Source organism: Pseudomonas sp. SCT (genome assembly GCF_003864275.1).
GTDB lineage: Bacteria > Pseudomonadota > Gammaproteobacteria > Pseudomonadales > Pseudomonadaceae > Stutzerimonas > Stutzerimonas stutzeri_AE.
This window is the reverse complement of record NZ_BDJA01000003.1, coordinates 183738-200256: the sequence shown is the minus strand read 5'-3', so window position 1 is coordinate 200256 and position 16519 is coordinate 183738. Positions and strand designations below refer to the sequence as shown.

The following is a 16519-nucleotide window of genomic DNA, read 5'->3' as shown; positions in this document are numbered from 1 at the left end:
ATGGCAGACCAGAACTCGCAATACATGGCCATGCTCACCGCAGTCGGCGAGGCCAAGCTGGCCAACGCCACCGCCCTGGGCGTCAACTTGAACATCACCCAACTCGGCGTGGGTGATGCCAATGGCGTCGAGCCGATGCCCAGCCGCACCCAGACGGCGCTGATCAATGAGCGGCGCCGCGCACCGCTCAACCAGCTCAGCATCGACCCGAACAACAGCGCCATCATCATCGCCGAGCAGGTCATCCCCGAGGACATTGGCGGCTGGTGGATCCGCGAGATCGGCCTGTATGACGAAGCGGGCGACCTGGTCGCAGTCTCAAACTGCCCGCCGACCTTCAAGCCCGAGCTTGCCCAGGGCAGTGGCCGCACCCAGGTGGTGCGCCTCAACATCCTGGTGAGCAGCACCCAGAACATCCAGCTGAAGATCGACCCGAGCGTGGTGCTGGCGACGCGAAAATACGTCGATGACCTCACGGTTCGCGCGGCTCAGGCCGATGCCGAAACTGGCACTGACAACTCGAAAATCATGACGGCACTGCGGGTCTGGCAAGCCATAACCAAGCGCTTCTCCAGCCAAACGCAGGCGGAGGGAGGCGAAGACAACAGTACGGCGATGACACCGCTTCGTGTGCTGCAGGCGATTCGCTCGGTCGTAGCAGTAGCGAGCGAAACGCTGCGCGGCGTGCTGCGTATAGGAACGCAGGCCGAAGTCGATGCAGGTGTGCTCGATGACGTGGCGGTGACACCGAAGAAATTGCGCATGGGTTTCGCGGGCAACATTGGCGTTAACGGCTACATCGCGTTTCCGTCGTGGCTCCTCGGCTTCATCATCCAGTGGGGGCTTCAGGCCACTCCGTCGCTGGCCAGCGGCGAAACGACATCGGGTGCGGTTACGCTCCCTGTGGCCTTCCCCAACGCCATGCGTGGCCTGGCTCTTACATACAAGTCAGTCGGTGCTAACGGGGCTATGGGCTACAACGACCCGAAACTCGGAGGGTTCACATATACGTTGCGCGCTCTGTCGACCCTCGCGGCGTCGGAGTTCTTCTTCATTGCGGTAGGCCGATAGGAGAGATCGCATGTTCTATTCAGAGAAAGCTGGCGCGTTTTATGACCCGGCGATTCATGGTGAAGCGCTACCCGCTGACGCGATCGAGATAACCCGTCAACGGCATGGTGAGCTATTGGGCGGGCTGGCCAGGGGGCAGCGTGTTGTCGTCCAGGCCGGGTTGCCCATCCTTATCGACCCACCGGCCCACGTGCCGACTGTGGAGGAAGTCTGCACCCGTATCGATACCGCCGCCGATACCGCACGTGCTCGCGTCGCCGGCGATCCGCTTCGCGCCGTCGAATACGACCGCGCCCGCATCGAGGCGCAGGCCTTCGCCGACGCCGGTTACCCAGCCGATGCGGTGCCTCGCACTGTCGCCGCCTGGGCCATCAACGGGCGCACCGCGCAACAGGCTGCGGACAGCATCCTGGCCGAGGCCGCGGCGTACACCGAGGCGCTGTACGTCATCCGCGAAACCCGCCTGGCCGCCAAGGAGCAGATCCGCACGCTGATGGCCGCTGGCGAGGTCGAGCAGGCGCAGCAGCTGGCCGAGCAGACCATCGCCGCGATCGAGGCGGCAGTGGCAGGCGTCGGCAACGCCGCGGCGTGATTCATTGTTGGAAGAACAGCCCCGCAAGCCGGGGCTTTTTCTTGTTCGTGCTGTAGCCCCCGCCGCTACACAGCCCGCCGCGTGCGCCTCTTGCGCGCGCGCGTCACCCTCAAGGCTCACTGATCCGGCACTCGCCCAGGAGCCTCTACCCCATGGCCACCGAATACCATCACGGCGTCCGCGTCCTCGAAATCAACGAGGGCACCCGCCCCATTCGCACCGTTTCCACCGCCGTGGTGGGCATGGTTTGCACCGCGTCCGATGCCGATGCGGTCAAGTTCCCGCTCAACAAGCCCGTGCTGCTCACCGACGTGCTCACCGCCTCCGGTTCGGCCGGTGAGCTGGGCACCCTCGCTCGCAGCTTGGATGCCATCGCCGACCAGGCGTCGCCCGTTACCGTCGTGGTGCGTGTGGCCGATGGTGAAGGCGTCGACGATGCCGCCAAGGAAGCGGACCAGGTCAGCAAGATCATCGGCGGCGTGAGTGCCACCGGCGAATACCAGGGCATGAAGGCCCTGCTGGCCGCTGAGGCCCAGCTCGGCGTCAAGCCGCGCATTCTCGGCGTGCCCGGGCTGGATTCGCTGCCGGTGACCACCGAACTGATCTCCATCGCCGAGAAGCTGCGCGGCTTCGCCTACGCCAACGCTTACGGCTGCGAGACCGTCAGCGATGCCATTGCCTACCGCGCCGGTTTCGGTGCGCGTGAGCTGATGCTCATCTGGCCGGACTTCGTCTCCTGGGACACCGTGGCGAACGCCAACGCACCGGCCAGCGCCATCGCTCGCGCCCTGGGCCTGCGCGCCAAGCTGGACGAGCAGGTCGGCTGGCACAAGACCCTCTCCAACGTGCCGGTCAACGGCGTATCGGGCCTGTCCAAGGACATCTACTTCGACCTGCAGAACCCAGCCACCGACGCCGGCCTGCTCAACGCCGACGAGGTCACCACCCTGATCCGCCGCGACGGCTTCCGCTTCTGGGGCTCGCGCACCTGCAGCGCCGACCCGCTGTTCGCCTTCGAGAACTACACCCGCACCGCCCAGGTGCTGGCAGACACCATGGCAGAGGGACATTTCTGGGCTGTGGACAAGCCCATGCACGCCTCCCTGGTGCGCGACATCGTCGAGGGCATCAACGCCAAGTTCCGCGAGCTCAAGCGCGGCGGCTACATCATCGACGGGCAGTGCTGGTTCGATGAGGCGGCCAACGACAAGGACACCCTCAAGGCCGGCAAGCTGTTCCTGGACTACGACTACACCCCCGTACCGCCGCTGGAAAACCTGCTGCTGCGCCAGCGCATCACCGACCGTTACCTGGTCGACTTCGCCGCCGGCATCACCGCCTGACCCCATTGACCCGCGCGGCCCCGGCCGCGCCGTAGGAGAGCCCAGCCATGGCCCTGCCCAAAAAGCTGAAACACATGAACCTGTTCAACGACGGCGGCAGCTACGTTGGTCAGTGCAAATCCGTCACCCTGCCGACCCTCAGCCGCAAGCTGGAAGCATGGCGCGGCGCTGGCATGGACGGCCCGGTGAAGGTCGACCTGGGCCACGGCGACGATGGCATCCAGATTGAATGGACCCTCGGCGGCTGGGACCTGACCGTGCTGCGCCAGTTCGGCGCGGTGAAGGCGGACGGCGTGATGCTCCGCTGGGCAGGTTCCGTGCAGCAGGACGACACCGGCGCGGTATCCGCCGTTGAGATCGTGGTACGCGGCCGGCACGAGGAGATCGATTTCGGCGACGCCGAGTCCGGCGAAGACACCGAGCACTCCATCACCACCGCCTGCACCTATTACAAGCTCAGCGTGGACGGCAATGTCGAGATCGAGATCGACAACCTGAACTTCGTTTACACGATAGGCGGCGTTGACATGCTCGCCGAGCACCGCAAGGCCATCGGCCTGTAAGCCATGCACGGCCAGCACCCACCGTTTCGCAACCCGCCGCAGTCGCCAAGCGCTGCGGCAACCCCAACCCCAAGGAGCACACCCATGAGCAAGACCAGCGAGCCCATCGTCCTCGAGCAGCCGATCCAGCGCGGCGAAAAGACCACCATCACCGAAATCACGCTGCGCAAGCCGGCTGCCGGTGAGCTGCGCGGCCTCAAGCTGACCGACCTGCTCAACGGCGACGTCAACGCCACCATCCGCCTGGTGCCGCGCATCAGCCAGCCGACTCTGACTGAGCAGGAAGCCGCCGCCCTGGACATCGCCGATCTGCTCATGTGCGCGGATACCGTAGCGGGTTTTTTGCAGAAGACGGGCAGCACGGCGGAATCCCCCGCCGCGTAGACGACGTGATGGCGGACATCGCCCTGGTGTTCCACTGGGGGCCGGAGCAGATGAACGCCATGCCCCTGCATGAACTGATGGACTGGCGCGAGCGCGCCATCGAACGATGGGAGCGCACGCATGGCGCGTGATCTGAACCTCAAGGTCAACCTACAGGCACTGGACAACTCCACGCGCCCGCTGCGCACCATTGCCAGCGGCGCGACCAGCCTGGGGCGCGCCCTCAAGGACACCCGTGGCGAGCTCAAGGGCCTGCAGGCCCTGCAGAAGGACGTCAGTTCATTCCGCAACCTCAAGGGCGCCGCCGACCAAACCGGCGGCGCCCTGCAGGCCAACCGAGAGCGCGTCAAGGCGCTGTCCCGCGAGCTGGCCAGCACCGCCACGCCCACCAAGGCGCTGACGCGTGAATTCCAGAGCGCGGTCCGCCAGGGCCACGCCCTCAAGCAGAAACACAACGAGCAACAGCGCGAGCTGCAGGGCCTGCGCGGCAAACTGGGCGAGGCGGGCATCAGCACCCGCAACCTCGGCCAGCATGAGCGCGAGCTGCGCCAACGTGTCGAGAGCACCAACAAAACGCTCGCGCAGCAGGAACAGCGCCTCAAACAGCTCACCACCCAGCAGAAGCGCCTTGGCCAGGCCAAGGCGCAGTACGAGCGCACCCAGCAACTGGCCGGCAGTATGGCCGCGACGGGGGCGGGGGGGCTGGCGACCGGCAGCGGCATTCTCTATGCCGGCGCGAAGGTCATGGCGCCTGGGCTGGAGTTCGACACCAGCATGAGCAAAGTGCAGGCGCTGACAAAGCTCGACGCTGGTAGTGAAGAGCTCGGCGCGCTGAGGAAGCAGGCACGAGATCTAGGCGCCAGCACCCAGTTCACTGCCGGGCAGGCCGCCGATGCCCAGGGTTTCCTGGCCATGGCCGGCTTCAAACAACAAGCGATCATCGCGGCGATGCCGGGCATGCTCGATTTGGCCAAGGCGGGCGACACCGATCTTGCGGCCACCGCGGATATTGCGTCGAACATCCTCAGCGGACTGGGCATGCAGGCCACTGAAATGGGCCGCATGGGCGATGTGCTGACAGCCACGTTCAGCAACTCGAATACCAACCTGCAAATGCTCGGCGAGACGATGAAATACGCCGCGCCAATTGCCAAAACCTACGCCGTAGACCTCGAAACCGTCTCTGCCATGGCTGGAAAGCTGGGCGATGCGGGTATCCAGGGCAGCATGGGCGGTACCGCTCTTTCGTCCATCATGAACAGGCTGGCCGCACCGCCCAAAGCAGCGTCCAAAGCACTGGACGAGCTCGGTGTGAAGACTGCAGATGCCGCAGGCAACTTGCGGCCAATGCCCGATATCCTCAAAGAGATCTACGAGAAGACCAAGAACCTCGGCACGGCAGATCGCGGCGGCTTCCTAAAGGCGATTGCCGGCGAGGAAGCGGTCAAGGGCATGTCGCACTTGGTCGATCAGGCGGGGAGCGGGGAGCTGCAGGCCTTCATCGCACAGCTACAGAACGCGGAAGGCAGTGCAAGCCGTGTATCGAAGGTTATGGCCGATAACCTGCGCGGCGATCTGTCCGCCATGGGCAGCGCTTGGGAGGATCTGGGCATCCAGCTGCAGGAGCAGCAAAACGGCCCCATGCGCGAGATCACCCAAACGCTCACCGGCATCATCGGTGGTGTGAAGGGCTGGATCGCCGAGAATCCCAAGCTGGCCGCCAACATCGTCAAGACCGCCGCCGGCGTGGGCATCCTCATGGCTGGCATGGGCGGACTGACGTTGGCGATTGCCAGCATCCTCGGCCCGTTCGCCATGCTGCGCTACGGCATGATGCTGTTCGGCATCAAGGGCGCTGGGCTGGCCGGCACGCTGTTCAACCTGGGCAAAACGGCGCTGCCGCTGGTGGGCAAGGGCATCCTGTTCATTGGCCGTGCGTTAGCGATGAACCCCATCGGCCTGGCCATCACCGCCATCGCCGGCGGCACCTATCTGATCTACCGCAACTGGGACAAGGTCGCCCCGTACTTCCTCGGCCTCTGGGCAGAGATCAAAACCGGGTTCAGCGGCGGGCTCAGTGGCATTGCCGCCACCATCGTCAACTTCAGCCCCCTGGGCCTGTTCTACCGCGCGTTCGCCGGTGTGCTCGGCTATCTGGGTGTGGATCTGCCCGCCAAGTTCACCGACTTCGGCGGCATGCTCATGCAGGGGCTGGCGAACGGCATCAAGAACGCGGCCGGTGCGGTCAAGGGTGCAGTGGTCGGCGCGGCGGACAGCAGCATCGGCTGGTTCAAGGACAAGCTCGGCATCCACTCGCCGTCGCGCGTATTCGCCGAGCTGGGCGGCTTCACCATGGCCGGCCTCGCGCAGGGCCTGCAGGCCGGTGAACGTGGCCCGCTGTCGCAGCTGGGCGACACGGCAAAACGGCTGACGGCAGCAGGTGCGATCGGCCTAAGCGCCGCGGTCGGTGCCATGCCCGCGGCAGCAGAGCCGGTCGCGTTCGATACACGCCCACCGCTGGCCGCCCGTGCGGCTTCGCCAGCTGCTGCGCAGAGCGGCCCCGCCAGCATCAAAATCACCATCAACGCAGCCCCCGGGCAGGACGCCAACGCCATCGCACGCGCCGTAGCCGCCGAGCTGGACAAGCGCGAGCGCGAGAAGGGCGCCCGTGCGCGCTCATCCCTATTCGACCAGGACTGATAACCAGGAGTAACGGACCATGATGATGGCCCTTGGCATGTTCGTCTTCAGCCTGGAGACCCTGGCCTACCAGGAATTCCAGCGCCAGACGGAATGGCGGCACGGCAGCACCTCGCGCATCGGCACCAACCCGGCGCGCCAGTACCTTGGCCGCGGTGATGACAGCATCACCCTGCCGGGCGTGCTGCTGCCCGCGCTGGCCGGCACCCAGCTCAGCCTAGACACGCTGCGCACCATGGCCGACACCGGCAAGGCCTGGCCGCTGGTCGAAGGCACCGGGAAAATCTACGGCACCTGGATCATCGAATCCTTGAGCGAAACCCGCACGCTGTTCTTCCGCGACGGCCAGGCGCGGCGCATCGAGTTCACCCTCACGCTCAAACGCATCGATGACGGCCGGGTGGATCTGCTCGGCAGCGCCATCAGCGCCGGCGGCAACATCCTGCGGAGACTGCTGTTGTGATCGACACCATCATCGCCCAGGGCAAAAGCCTGCTCGGCCAGGCCGCGGACAAGTACCGCGACGCCACCGCCTACCCGCAGCCGATCTGCCGCGTGATGGTCAACGGGCAGGACATCACCAGCGCCATCGAGCAGCGGCTGATCAGCATCGAGCTCACCGACAACCGCGGCATGGAGGCCGACCAGCTCAGCATCAGCCTCAGCGACCACGACGGCCTGCTGGCCATCCCGCCACGCGGCGCCGTGGTGCGCCTCTGGCTCGGCTGGCATGACACCGGCCTGGTGGACAAGGGCAGCTACACCGTGGACGAGGTCGAGCACAGCGGCGCGCCGGACATGCTCACCATCCGCGCCCGCAGTGCAGACCTGCGCGAGGGGCTCAAATCCAAAAAGGAACGCAGCTGGAGCGGGCAGACGCTCGGCACCATCGTCCAGACCGTGGCCGCTGCCTACGGGTTGAGCCCGGTGATCAGTGCGGCGCTGGAAACCATCGAGCTGGTCCAGATTGATCAGGCCAACGAATCCGACGCCAACCTGCTCAGCCGCCTCGGCCAGCAGTTCGATGCGATATCAAGCATCAAGGCCGGGCGCCTCTTGTTCATGCCGGCCGGGAAGAGCATCACCGCCAGCGGCGCTGCGCTGCCGCACATCACGCTCACCCGGGCCGATGGTGACGGCCACCGCTATCTGCAGGCGGACCGCGACAGCTACAGCGGCGTGCGCGCCTACTACTACGAGCTCAACAGCGCCGAGAAGAAGGAGGCCATCGCCGGCGGTGGCGATAACCTCAAGGACCTGCGCCACACCTACACCGACCAGGAAGCCGCCCTGCGCGCCGCCCGCGCCGAGTGGTCCCGCCTGCAGCGTGGTACGGCCACGCTCAGCTACACCCTGGCAAAGGGCCGCCCGGAGCTGATCCCCGAACTCACCTACAGCCTGATCGGTGTGAAGGCCGATATCGACGCCGTGGTCTGGCTCGGCGCCAACGTGCGCCACAGCTTCACGCCGGATAGCTACACCACCGCCCTGGAGCTGGAATCCAAGCTGCCGGACGCCGACGACGTCGCCGACCTGGCGGAGGCCGGCAACTACACCGGCGTGCTGGCCTGGTACCGGGACGAGAAGGCTGGCGAGCAGAAGAAACTCACCGAAGGTGACCAGACCAGCCCCAAGCGGCTGCTGCACCTGTACGCAGGAAAGAGCAGCGCCCAGCGCGCAGTGGAGCGGGAATGGAAGCGGATCCAGCAAGCGAACGCGTAAGCGAGCCACAGCCTGCGCCGGCAGAGCCGCAGCGCTCGGCCTGGGAGCTGATCGACGAGGAGTGGGGCGAGCAGGGCGAGGCACCGATGTGCATGTGAAGGCGTGCAAGCGCAAAGACGGGAGGTAACGATGAAACGAAAAGTGGCTGCAAACAGCCGATCAGCGGTAATCCACAAGCACGACCAACCTGGGCTAGTTCACCATCAAGTTCACACCGGCGCTCAACACCTGCGATACCAGCGCACGCAGTCCCTCCCGGCCTTCCGTCGCAGCCACTTCGCCCAGGCGCTCGCCGAACGAACCGCCCAGGCTGTCGGGTATTGCTTTCAACAGCTCCAGCCCTTTGGCGGTGAGGACAGTGTTGGCGAAACCATGCAGCTGCGTTGGGTCAAGCGCTTCGTAGCGCAGATAGCCAGCTTCAGCCAGCCACGACACCGTTGCGGTGAAGAACTTTGTATCGCGGCTGGCTACAGGCGCGCCTATATGCTCATTCGTCACCCACCACTCAGCAACGAACTTGTCCGGGCTTAACCGGATAGGCATGGGGAAGTCCGCGTAAAGCGCGGCCAGCACCTGGCCCGTCAACTCATCAAACCGCTCGATATTGGAAACCGCCATGATCACTCCAGAACTACGCAAGCAAAGGGAAGAAAAACAGAGCCAGATGGATATCGTGCGCAAAGGCATTGATATGCAGCTGAGTGGTGCAGTCTCTCGCGCCGAAGCCGCTCGCTACTGGGCCGGCCACCTGGCTTCCTTGCCCGTGGAGGTGGTGGCGCAAGCGTTGGCGAACCACCTGCCCACCACTCAGCAAATCGAGCATGCACTGATGAAAGAGCTGCTTCTCAGCAAGCGCTGATTTAGGTCAATCGCCGCCCTTCAGGCCCGTGATGACGTACAGCACATCTGCCTCGGTACGCGCCGCCAGCGCCTGCAGATAGTCGATCGGAATCACAGAAGATCCATTCTCGAAGCGCTTCTGCTTGTAGTCGGTGATGCCGGCGAGGTGGGCCAGTTCGTGGATGGCCAAGCCGAGGCGTTCGCGTTCTTCGGTCAGGCGGGCGCCGAAGGCGTGGTCGAGGGTTTCGTCGGTAAGCATCGGACAATCCTTTTGTCATTGGCGGAAGCGCAGGCGTAGACCGCCAGGCAACGCTGCTGTTCAGGCGAAGTGGCGCGCCAGGCTGCGCGGCCGGATAAGCTCGCCGCTCTCCAGGTCGACCACCTCTCCGATCATTCGGTCAATGCGGAAAGTCCGCTCCGCATTGCGGTCATGGCACTCACCCTTGAGGTAGGTAGGCGTCACCGAGTGCACGGTTATGGTGCGGCTGGTGACATCGCCGTTCGAGTCCTGATAGGTGAAGGAAACGGTGCCAAGGCTCCAGCCAGTGCGCATCGCGCGGCTCGGCTTGGCTGTTCTGTCCGGCGTGCGGCGGATAGGTGAGGGGGAGGCGGTACTAGGGTTCGTATATTGGCTAATCATGTCCCGCTGGGCTTGCTCGTCGCGCTTTGCTTTGCGAACAAGGCGCACGAATAATGCAACACCTGCGGCAACTACCATCAGTGCGGCGAAGTAATCCATGTGCTGCGCTCCTGCCTATTACAGCCGCCCAGGGCGCGCCCTGACATCCAATATCTGCTCGGTCACCGGGTTGTAGTCGCACTCATACACGTGCGGCTGGAAGGCGCCGAAGCCGTTTTGTAGCTCGATCTTGTCGCCGATCAGGGTCAGGGTGCCCTGCTGCTGGTTGAGCCAGCGGAAGTGGCTGAACTTGGTTTCGAAAGTGCCGTCGGTCCACTTGAAGGAGTATTTCGCCAGCTTCTCTACGAACGGCTTGCAGCGCATGCCGCCTGCGATGGACTGACGGTCGCCCCAACACTGCAAATCTTTCATGCAAGTGGCGTCGTCGACTTTGGCCTCAGCCTGGGCGCTCGGCTCGTCGCTGTCGCTTGAGCACATGGAGAACGCAAACACTACGATCACCGCGAGAATGATCAGCCCCATGAACTGTTGCTTGGCCGTTATGCCAGGGTTGGCAATGCCGCAATGTGGGCAGGTTTTCGCGGAGGTATCGACTTGCTGTTTGCAGGATTTGCAGGAAGTAAGCGCCACTGGTCGGTCCTTGACGTTGAGGGGGAATAGCGCCAAGGCAGCAATTTGCTAGGCGCTGAGTGTTCCATGTTGGAACACTTCAGGGCGCAAGATTAAGGCGTTGAAGGACAGCCGCCAACTCCTGTAGTTGCATTTCGATATCGCGAAGCCGCTTCTTATCGCGCGCAACGGCCTCGACAGCCCTTTGGCCGTCTTCGTCCAACTCACGGTACAGCTCAAGCATGGCGCGCTCAGGCGGTGGCATGCCGTAGCCGCCTCGATCTTCGTGCTGAGGGTGCGGCGCGTCATTTCGCCGCATTTCACCCTCGCCAGTCAGTAGCCAGTCGAGAGAGATGCCTCGGCTAACCGCTATGTCTACACAATATGTGTAAGGAACGGAGTTCCGAGACCGCCAGTTTCCGAGAGTTGAGCGGTTTACATCCAACCTCTCACCCAGCTGATTGTCGTTCTTAACCCCAAAAACGACCTGCAATCGGTCGAGTACGGCGGCCGCTGATTTATTTCCCAATTTTGGAAATTCCACGTTGACTTACCATTTGTGGGAAACTACGATTGCTCACAACGGGAACATATTAGCCAACCGGGGACCGCCGAACCATGAACAAGCGCCAAATCCACGCTCGCCTCATCGAGCAGGGCCTCACATTCCGCCAGTTCGCCCTCACCAAAGGGTATGACCCGCGCACCGTCACCCAGACCGTGGCCCGCTGGGCAGGTTCCCAGACCATGCCGAATGGCCGGATTGCGTTCTCCATCATGCGCGACCTGTCGCAGCAGATCGGCGTGGAGCTGATCCCCGGCCTGCTCGCACATCCCTTTGCCAAAGCCAGTTAAACCGTAACCGGCTTAAGCCACAGGGAAAACTAGAAGATGAAGCGCGAAGTTCTAGCCAGCCGCCGCCAAGTGATGACCGCCACGCTAGCTGCATACCCCGGTGGCCGCGAATGTGCTGCGGCCCGCTTGGGCCTCCCGCCGAAGAAGCTGGACAACCACGTTTACGAGAACGCCGGTAGCCGCCCGCTGAGCGATGAACAGATTCATCAGCTCGAACAAGAGGCGTGCACCACCCATCTGCCTGATTACATCGCTGCGCTGTACGGCGGCGTGTTCGTACCGCTCGCCAACCCGGACGAACTCGACAACATCGACCTGTATGCCCGCGCCCTAGTGACCACAACCAAACGTGGCGCCGTGGACCAGTTCATCGCCGACGCGCTTGCAGACGGCGTGATCGATGCACTGGAGGTAGAGGCCATCCTGGCGGCGCACCGCAAGCACATCGCGGCGCGCCATGAGGAAGTACAGGCGGTGCTTCTGCTTCACACCAAGCGGCAACAAGGAGAGCAACAGTGACTACCAACCTCATCCCGGTGTTACAGGGCGAGATCGAAGGCCGAACGCAGCAGCTGTGCGATGCGCGCGACCTTCATCAATTCATGCAGGTCGGGCGCGATTTCAGCAACTGGATCAAGGGCCGAATCGAGCAGTACGGCTTCGTTGAAGGCGAGGACTTTTCGCCCGTTTTGGCGAAAAGTACCGGTGGCCGACCAGGCCTGGAGTACCACCTCACACTCGATATGGCGAAGGAATTGGCCATGGTCGAGAACAACGACCAGGGCCGCCAGGTGCGCCGCTACTTCATCGCCATGGAGCGCCAAGCGCGGGAAAGCCGAGGGGCTTCTTACCTCAGCATGAACCACCAGCTGGCCATGCACCGGCAGATCCCGAAGCTGATCGCCCAGCTCAAGGCGGAAACGGTGCCAGCCATCCGCGCCACGCTGTATGCGCAGCTCACCCAGCACTGCCATCAGCTCGCCATTCCGGCCCCGGCAATGGACTGTGTGGGCCGTAGCGTTCAGCCGGCAGCGGACCTGTTCGACGGAAAACTGTAAGCACACGCAATACAGCTCCATGCCCACCGACGGTGGGCTGGAGTCTGGCAAACAGTAGTAGGCGCCTCGGCGTCGATCTTTACCGGCATTGGCCGGGCCGGCTTTACGGCAACAGGGGAGGGGAACCAGTGAGCGTAGCCAACAACGGCGGATACAAATGCCTATGCCCGGCCTGTGGCCAGCGCATGCGCATCCGCAACAGCGAGGCGCAGACGCCGACGTTCAAGACGATGTACGCGCAGTGCCTGAACATGGCTTGCGGCGCGACCTACGCTGGGTCACTGACCTGGGACCACGAACTCAGCCCGTCCGGGTTAGACAGGCCGCGGGTGCGGCTGCCGGTCGCCCCGTCAGTCGCACGCATGCAGGCCCTGCGCGACAGCAAACCGAAAACCGATCAGCTCGACATGCTCGACCAAATGGAACCGGAGGTAGCAACCGCATGAACGTCTCGACCATCAACGACGCCCAGGAATACCGGGCAAGCATGCAGCGCGCGGCGCTGACCTTTCTGCAGCGCCACCAGGGCGAGCACCTGACTGATGACGGCCATCTGTTCGAGCGTGCCGTCGGCTACTTGGTCAACTCGCTGGAGGTTCCTGCGTTCATGGCTGACCGCCTGGTGCACCTCGCCATGGGCGAGCTGGAATGCCTCAAGCGCCCGGTGATCGGCATTGATTACGGCACCACGGATGTGACCCGCGTTGCCCTTATCAATTTTTTTTCGGGTGAGGCGGTATTAATCCCCCTGCGCCACTTGCCGGCGCGCTTGCAGCCGCCCGCGGCCCTGGCTGCAGCAGCCACTCACTGATCACCCCCTGAATTGACCCAAGCCCATGCCCGCCTTTGCGCGGGTAGGGGAAAGTTGCGCCCGAACGGTGGCCCCATGAGTACAGACGTTTCCATCCAAATTCAGCTGAAGCCCGCCCAGGCCGAGGCCTACCTGCGCTGGCTGACCAGCCAGTATGAGCAGCTGATGGCTGCCTGCTGGTACGACGACCGCTACCGCTACACCCCGCAGGGGCTGCGCGGCCCGAAGATCCTGGCCGACCACCCGCACATCGCCGGCCTCAACCGCACCATGCGCGAGCTGGTGAAAGCACGCCAAGGAGCCAAGGCATGAGCACTCAACCGATGCCCGCCTGCGAGGCGCTGGCGGCTGATCCGGCGCGGCACATCTTCAAGCTGCACCTGCAGCGCCTGGTTCTGTCGCCCAGCTACGAGCTGCGGCTGCACGAGGGCATCCGCATGGCCGGATATCTAAGCGCCCTGCAGGAAAGCGCGCTGATCACCGAGGCGCAGCTCGAAGCCGTGAATGACGAGATTCATGCTTTCGTTTGGGGGGCGCGCTCATGAAAGACATGGACCGCCATATCCGCGAAGAGGTGCTGCGCCGTTTCGAGGGTGACTTCGGCCTCAAGCGCCGCGCCGGTACCGACTACATGCGCGGCGGCACCTGCCCGAGCTGCGGCAAGAAAGAGCTGTATTCCCGCTACGACCAGCCGTGGTTCATCAAATGCGGCCGGGAGAGCAAGTGCGGCGAGCAGTGGCACGTGAAAGAGCTGTTCGACGACCTGTTCGACGACTGGAGCAAGCGCGCACCGAGCACCGAACAGGCGCCGGCCGCCAGCGCTGATGCCTACCTGCAGTTCGCCCGTGGCTTCGACCTGGGCATGATCCGCGGCTGGTACAGCCAGGAGAACTACTGGAGCCGCGAACTCGCCCAGGGCAGCGCCACGGTGCGCTTCACCCTGGAGAAGGGTGGCTACTGGGAACGGCTGATCGACCGCCCGCACCGCTTCGGCAAGCAGAAGGCACGCTTCGCCCCCGGCCAGAGCATGAAAGGCTACTGGTGGTGCCCGCCGACCGTGGACCTGTTCGAGGTCGACGAGCTGTGGATCGTCGAGGGCATCTTCGACGCCATCGCGCTGCTGCATCACGAACTCGACGCCGTGTCGGCCATGAGCAGCAACGCCTTCCCGGCCGAGTCGCTCAAGGCGCTGGTAAAGGCCCGCGCCGAGGCCGGGCGCAAGCTGCCGCGGCTGGTCTGGGCGCTGGACAATGAGCCGGGCGCGCATCGCTACACCCGTCGCTGGGCGAAGATGGCCCGCGAGCTGGGCTTTACCTGCGAGGCCGCGCAGATCCCGCAGCGCGACCGCAAGGTGGACTGGAACGACCTCCACCAGCGCTGGGCCTTTATCGAGGGTGACGACAAGCGCGAGGAGCAGATCGAGCGCGACCTGCGCGAGGCGCGTTATCACGGCAGCCTGCTGCTGGCCGAAAGCGCGGCGGAGAAGGGCGCGCTGATGTACGAATGGCGCGAGCGCCACGAATTCCACTTCGCGTTCGAGAACCGCCTCTACTGGTTCAAGATGGACCTGGAGAAGTTCAACAAGGCCATGCAGCACCTGGAGGAATCCGAGCGCCAGGAAGATCAGCTGCTGAACGACCGCCAGCGCCGCGACAAGGCCCTGCGCCAGTGCGGCGCCGTGGTGGAGATCGCCAACTGCTACCCGCAGGCGCTGTACTTCCAACGCAATGAGGTGACGGACGAGTCCTGGTACTACTTCCGCGTGGACTTCCCCCATGACGAGCCGACGGTGCGCAACACCTTCACCGGCGGCCAGGTGGCAGCGGCCAGCGAGTTCAAGAAGCGCCTGCTCGGCATGGCCGCCGGCGCGGTGTTCACCGGTACCGGCGCGCAGCTCGATCGCATCATGCGCGACCAGCTCTACGGCCTGAAAACCGTCAAGACCATCGATTACATCGGCTACAGCAAGGAGCACAGCTGCTACGTGTTCGGCGACCTGGCCGTGCGCGGCGGAGTGCTCGAGCAGGCCAACAAGGAGGACTACTTCGAGTTCAAGCAGCTGCGTTTGAAGACGCTGCAGAAGTCGATCCGCCTGGAGATCGCCCGTACCGACGAGGGCTACCGCGCCGAGTGGCTCGAATGGCTGTGGACCTGTTTCGGCACCCAGGGCATCGTCGCGCTGGCGTTCTGGTTTGGCTCGCTGTTCGCCGAGCAGATCCGCGACGAGTACCAGAGCTTTCCCTTCCTGGAAGTGACGGGCGAGGCCGGCGCGGGCAAGTCGACGCTGCTGATGTTCCTCTGGAAGCTGTTCGGCCGCCCGGACGAGGAGGGCAAGGACCCTTCGAAAATGTCCAAGGCTGGCCTGCGCCGGTGGATGGGGCAGGTATCCGGCATGCCACTGGTACTGCTCGAGGCGGACCGCAGCGACAACGACCGCGGCGCCGCCAAGGCCTACGACTGGGACGAGCTGAAACCGCTGTTCAACGGCGGCACCCTGGGCGTGACCGGCGTGAAGACCGCCGGCAACGAGACCTATGAGCCACCGTTTCGCGGCACCATCGTTATCAGCCAGAACGCCACGGTGATGGCCAGCGAGGCGATCCTCACCCGTATCGTCAAGCTGCACTTCGTGCGCCCCGAGGTCACGGCCGCCAGCCGCGCCGCAGCGGACAACCTCAACCACCTGAGCGCGATGGACGTCAGCCACTTCCTGCTGATGGCCGCCCGGGCCGAGGGCAAGGTGCTGGAAACCTTCCGCGCCCAGGTGAAGGTGCACGAGCAGGCGCTGCGCGAGCTGAAAGAGATCCGCATCGAGCGAATCATCAAGAACCACGCGCAGCTGCTCGCCCTGGTGGACTGCCTCAAGCTGATCATCCCGCTGACCGATCGGCAGCACGCCGGTGCGCAGCGCGAGCTGGTGGCCATGGCGCTGGCTCGCCAGACCGCCGTCAACGCCGACCCGGCCGAGGTGGCCGAGTTCTGGGAGGCCTTCGACTACCTGCAGGGCCTGAGCGAGGACCCGGTGGTCGACCACTCGAAGAAGCCGGACGTGATCGCCGTGAACCTCAACGAGTTCTGCGAGCGCGCCGCCGACCACAAACAGAAGATCGCCGACATCGGCACGCTGCGCACCCTGCTACCCAACAGCCGCTCCCGTAAATACCTCATGCACAACAAGGGCGTGGACAGCGCCGTGCGCGCGGCCTTCAACCGCCGCAACCACCTCAGCCAGCGCGGCACCACGGTGAAGTGCTGGATTTTCCAGAACCCCGACCCGACCGGGCGCGGCAACGCCTGATCGGTCGAGCAACACCCCAACCCAAGGAGAAGC

The 16519-nt window shown here is 64.2% G+C and carries 23 protein-coding genes and 2 pseudogenes; 19 read left to right on the top strand and 6 right to left on the bottom strand.

The window, feature by feature from the left end:
- The 10 genes and pseudogenes from BHD08_RS23205 to BHD08_RS23200 all read left to right on the top strand — a co-directional run.
- Nucleotides 1-468 (top strand): annotated as a pseudogene (locus BHD08_RS23205) (phage tail protein); the annotation flags it as partial.
- Nucleotides 469-1081: 613 nt separating this feature from the next.
- Entirely contained in the window at nt 1082-1663 is a 582-nt protein-coding gene (locus BHD08_RS09450) for a hypothetical protein (protein ID WP_256678645.1), read from the top strand.
- Between the two features lie 152 nt (nt 1664-1815).
- Nucleotides 1816-3006, top strand: coding sequence for a phage tail sheath protein (locus BHD08_RS09445; protein WP_125021774.1), 1191 nt, complete (start codon nt 1816-1818; stop codon nt 3004-3006).
- 47 nt (nt 3007-3053) lie between these two features.
- Complete coding sequence (locus BHD08_RS09440; protein ID WP_125021772.1) at nt 3054-3569, top strand: phage major tail tube protein; 516 nt, start codon at nt 3054-3056, stop codon at nt 3567-3569.
- An 84-nt stretch (nt 3570-3653) separates the two neighbouring features.
- Entirely contained in the window at nt 3654-3953 is a 300-nt protein-coding gene (locus BHD08_RS09435) for a phage tail assembly protein (RefSeq protein WP_125021770.1), read from the top strand.
- Between the two features lie 8 nt (nt 3954-3961).
- The gene (locus BHD08_RS09430; RefSeq protein WP_155550519.1) at nt 3962-4084 is read left to right on the top strand and encodes a GpE family phage tail protein; all 123 of its coding nucleotides are present in this window, start codon (nt 3962-3964) and stop codon (nt 4082-4084) included.
- Nucleotides 4074-6653 (top strand): phage tail tape measure protein, encoded by a 2580-nt coding sequence (locus tag BHD08_RS09425; RefSeq protein ID WP_125021768.1) that lies wholly within the window; start codon nt 4074-4076, stop codon nt 6651-6653. Before BHD08_RS09430 ends, BHD08_RS09425 begins: the two co-directional genes overlap by 11 nt.
- Before the next feature lie 19 nt (nt 6654-6672).
- Complete coding sequence (locus BHD08_RS09420; RefSeq protein WP_125021766.1) at nt 6673-7116, top strand: phage tail protein; 444 nt, start codon at nt 6673-6675, stop codon at nt 7114-7116.
- Nucleotides 7113-8375 carry a phage late control D family protein gene (locus BHD08_RS09415; RefSeq protein WP_177412660.1) on the top strand — a complete coding sequence of 421 codons (1263 nt, stop codon included), beginning with the start codon at nt 7113-7115 and terminating at the stop codon, nt 8373-8375. The genes BHD08_RS09420 and BHD08_RS09415 overlap by 4 nt, the downstream gene beginning before the upstream one ends.
- Nucleotides 8345-8473: a hypothetical protein gene (locus BHD08_RS23200; RefSeq protein ID WP_256678644.1), complete on the top strand. Its 129-nt coding sequence runs from the start codon at nt 8345-8347 to the stop codon at nt 8471-8473. The genes BHD08_RS09415 and BHD08_RS23200 overlap by 31 nt, the downstream gene beginning before the upstream one ends.
- 94 nt (nt 8474-8567) lie before the next feature.
- Here BHD08_RS23200 and BHD08_RS09410 read toward each other — a convergent pair whose 3' ends face one another.
- On the bottom strand, nt 8568-8993 hold the full coding sequence (locus BHD08_RS09410; protein ID WP_125021764.1) for a hypothetical protein: 426 nt from the start codon (nt 8991-8993) through the stop codon (nt 8568-8570).
- On the opposite strand from BHD08_RS09410, the gene BHD08_RS09405 reads away from it, so the two are divergent.
- Nucleotides 8992-9234: a hypothetical protein gene (locus BHD08_RS09405; protein ID WP_125021762.1), complete on the top strand. Its 243-nt coding sequence runs from the start codon at nt 8992-8994 to the stop codon at nt 9232-9234. The two genes, BHD08_RS09410 and BHD08_RS09405, sit on opposite strands and share 2 nt — an antisense overlap.
- A 6-nt stretch (nt 9235-9240) precedes the next feature.
- On the opposite strand, the gene BHD08_RS09400 is transcribed toward BHD08_RS09405, so the two are convergent.
- The 5 genes and pseudogenes from BHD08_RS09400 to BHD08_RS23485 all read right to left on the bottom strand — a co-directional run.
- Nucleotides 9241-9474, bottom strand: a complete 234-nt coding sequence (locus BHD08_RS09400; protein WP_003294380.1) for a helix-turn-helix domain-containing protein — start codon at nt 9472-9474, stop codon at nt 9241-9243.
- Between the two features lie 60 nt (nt 9475-9534).
- On the bottom strand, nt 9535-9954 hold the full coding sequence (locus BHD08_RS09395) for a WYL domain-containing protein (protein ID WP_125021760.1): 420 nt from the start codon (nt 9952-9954) through the stop codon (nt 9535-9537).
- An 18-nt stretch (nt 9955-9972) separates the two neighbouring features.
- A complete protein-coding gene (locus BHD08_RS09390; RefSeq protein WP_031323579.1) occupies nt 9973-10485 on the bottom strand; it encodes a hypothetical protein in 513 nt (170 codons plus the stop codon).
- A 79-nt stretch (nt 10486-10564) separates the two neighbouring features.
- Nucleotides 10565-10708, bottom strand: coding sequence for a hypothetical protein (locus tag BHD08_RS23195; protein WP_256678643.1), 144 nt, complete (start codon nt 10706-10708; stop codon nt 10565-10567).
- Nucleotides 10709-10789: 81 nt separating this feature from the next.
- Nucleotides 10790-11008 (bottom strand): annotated as a pseudogene (locus BHD08_RS23485) (helix-turn-helix transcriptional regulator); the annotation flags it as partial.
- 74 nt (nt 11009-11082) lie between these two features.
- Between BHD08_RS23485 and BHD08_RS09380 the strand changes: the two are divergent.
- The 8 genes from BHD08_RS09380 to BHD08_RS09345 all read left to right on the top strand — a co-directional run bounded on the left by BHD08_RS09380 (nt 11083) and on the right by BHD08_RS09345 (nt 16486).
- Entirely contained in the window at nt 11083-11319 is a 237-nt protein-coding gene (locus tag BHD08_RS09380) for a hypothetical protein (RefSeq protein ID WP_003294388.1), read from the top strand.
- Between the two features lie 36 nt (nt 11320-11355).
- Nucleotides 11356-11838, top strand: a complete 483-nt coding sequence (locus tag BHD08_RS09375) for a YmfL family putative regulatory protein (protein ID WP_177412659.1) — start codon at nt 11356-11358, stop codon at nt 11836-11838.
- Nucleotides 11835-12377, top strand: coding sequence for an antA/AntB antirepressor family protein (locus BHD08_RS09370; protein ID WP_125021756.1), 543 nt, complete (start codon nt 11835-11837; stop codon nt 12375-12377). Before BHD08_RS09375 ends, BHD08_RS09370 begins: the two co-directional genes overlap by 4 nt.
- Before the next feature lie 128 nt (nt 12378-12505).
- Entirely contained in the window at nt 12506-12823 is a 318-nt protein-coding gene (locus tag BHD08_RS09365) for an ogr/Delta-like zinc finger family protein (protein ID WP_125021754.1), read from the top strand.
- Nucleotides 12820-13188 (top strand): hypothetical protein, encoded by a 369-nt coding sequence (locus BHD08_RS09360; protein WP_125021752.1) that lies wholly within the window; start codon nt 12820-12822, stop codon nt 13186-13188. Before BHD08_RS09365 ends, BHD08_RS09360 begins: the two co-directional genes overlap by 4 nt.
- A 75-nt stretch (nt 13189-13263) precedes the next feature.
- Complete coding sequence (locus BHD08_RS09355) at nt 13264-13500, top strand: hypothetical protein (RefSeq protein ID WP_125021750.1); 237 nt, start codon at nt 13264-13266, stop codon at nt 13498-13500.
- Nucleotides 13497-13733 carry a hypothetical protein gene (locus BHD08_RS09350; RefSeq protein WP_125021748.1) on the top strand — a complete coding sequence of 79 codons (237 nt, stop codon included), beginning with the start codon at nt 13497-13499 and terminating at the stop codon, nt 13731-13733. Before BHD08_RS09355 ends, BHD08_RS09350 begins: the two co-directional genes overlap by 4 nt.
- Complete coding sequence (locus BHD08_RS09345; RefSeq protein ID WP_125021746.1) at nt 13730-16486, top strand: toprim domain-containing protein; 2757 nt, start codon at nt 13730-13732, stop codon at nt 16484-16486. Before BHD08_RS09350 ends, BHD08_RS09345 begins: the two co-directional genes overlap by 4 nt.
- Nucleotides 16487-16519: the final 33 nt, after the last annotated feature.